The sequence below is a fragment of the Wolbachia endosymbiont of Tuta absoluta genome, from assembly GCF_059414725.1.
Genome location: NZ_JBNRJY010000681.1, coordinates 1 through 2223, shown reverse-complemented (window position 1 = coordinate 2223; position 2223 = coordinate 1). Strand labels below are relative to the sequence as shown.

General features: G+C 33.6%; 2 protein-coding genes. Both read right to left on the bottom strand.

What is annotated here, in order from left to right:
• Nucleotides 1-1286: molecular chaperone DnaJ (locus tag ACJ5GX_RS07190; RefSeq protein ID WP_495292853.1), on the bottom strand; the 1286-nt coding region annotated here is incomplete at its 3' end.
• Between the two features lie 82 nt (nt 1287-1368).
• Nucleotides 1369-2223: isocitrate/isopropylmalate family dehydrogenase (locus ACJ5GX_RS07185; protein WP_495292852.1), on the bottom strand; the 855-nt coding region annotated here is incomplete at its 5' end.

Sequence of the window (2223 nt, the reverse complement as noted above, 5' to 3'; positions counted from 1 at the left end):
AAGAATTCAATTGCTTGAGGATTAGATAGTCCTTCAGTATTAACATCAGACATATCAGTTTTTACCTCATCAAAATTCCTCTCAGCAAATTTGCTTGCCACTTCTGCAAAACACTTTCTAACAAGAGGCATAATTATCGGCATTAATAGCCTTCGTGGATCATACCGTCCTAACAGATCAGTCTCCTTTTGCACTCTATCTCTTGGATCCTCTTCTAGTAAATCTTTTGTGTGCTTGTCAGCATATATTTCACAGCCTTTTGAGAAAACAGGAGCTAACATTTCAATTAATACTGCCAATAACAATAGTGGACCAAGTACAGCTCCACCAACAGTTAATCCATTAGCAATGAAATTTATTGTAACTAAATAAACAGAAAAAGCAGCTAAAGGATAGTTGATAAGAAGTTTACTGCTTAGCTCGATATAGCTCATCTTACTTATGAATTCATCAGTAGAAATTTCTGAATTGGCATACTTTTTCATATAATGACCTACTAATAAACGAGAGGCGTTATTAATAATGATATTAAGTGCTATGATCCACCATGAAAAATAGCAACCTATAGTAATTGTAGTTAATATAGCTAAAGGCAGAAAACTTATTTTTGGTACTAACATTAGAGCATTTTTGCGCTCTATAAATTTCAATGCTAATGTCTTTTTATCTTCTTCAATTAGGCTTCTCTTTTCTTTTAGAGGAGTAATATAATTGAATAATTGTATGCTTGGCTTTGCTATATATTGATATAACTCTTGCATTAACTTTGCACTTTGTACACTCCTCTGAAAATTATCTAAATTTGGATTTAGCAAAATCCTCTCTATTTGAGCCTGAAGTTCATTATAGCTTTTTAGGTCTTCTCCAAACGAACAATCATTTCTTTTTAGTATAGCAATCAACCCATCAAAATCTTTACCTACAGCTTCTTCCTCACTGATTTTTAGCTCGTTAAACAACTTTCTCCTATAGTGAAACTCTCTTGCCGTTAAACGTCCATTACTTTCAGCATCAACGCTGACTTTAACACAAGGATTTCCTGACTCCAAAGGTTTAATGTACTTTTTTAGCTCTTGATAAGCTTTATAAATCTGATCAAATCTATTTTTGTTTCCACCTTTGTCAGGATGGTTTACAAGTATCAATTTATTATATTGTTTTTTCAGAAACTTGCTAAGAGCTTGATAATCTTTACCTACAATTTGTTCAGCTTTTATCTCTAGTACGTTAAACAGACCATTACTATCATAAAACTCCTGACCAGTTAACTTAAAATGTTGACTCATTACTACACCTCACATAAATACACGATGCTATTAGTATAATATATTTAATGTTTCACACAAGCATAAAAATATCAAGCAACCACTAAGAGAAGAAACCCTCTTTCCCATCATACAAATACAACTTATCCATTCTCACCACATCAAAATTGTGTTCCTCAAATTTGATTAGCAAGTTATTCACATCACTATTTGTAATTTCATTATTTGCAATAAACCTGCAGATTATTTGGTCACTTGAAGACTTTGAGCCTCCTGGCCAAATTGCAAGTCCTTTTGAGTATATTGCTATCATTTTCAGATTACTCGATTCAAATAACCTAACTATTTGATCAAAATTGTTGGATTTGTCCCAAGCAAGCGTTATATCACTACCCACTAGCTTTTTAACTTTGTAATCTTGTTCGTAATTGTCTTGTACTTTATTTATTTTACTATCCGAATCACTGCTAATTATAAGCTCAGATAACGTTGTGGGTTTTTTCCCTAGATTATCTATAACAGCTTTTGCAAATTCTTTTGTTCCAACCTTTTGTTTACTCTTTTTCTCCTTATATAAATCAGCGGTATGTACTCCATCTTCCAAAGTCTTGAGCCATGCATCGTAGATTAGTTTTGCAGTACTCACTTGACCAATATAGACCAACATATGTACTGCGGCATTTAAAAGACCAGAAGGATTAGCTATATTTTTTCCTGCAATATCAGGAGCAGAGCCGTGAACCGCTTCAAACATTGCATATTCATTACCTATATTGCTACTTCCTGCAAGCCCTACAGAACCTGAGGTTTGTGCTACTATGTCTGATAATATGTCGCCATATAGATTTTCAGTTACTATAACATCGAAATTCTCGGGTTCTGTGGCAACACGTGCCATTCCAATATCAACTATATAATGTTCCGCCTTTATATCCGGATATTCTTTTGCAATACGATC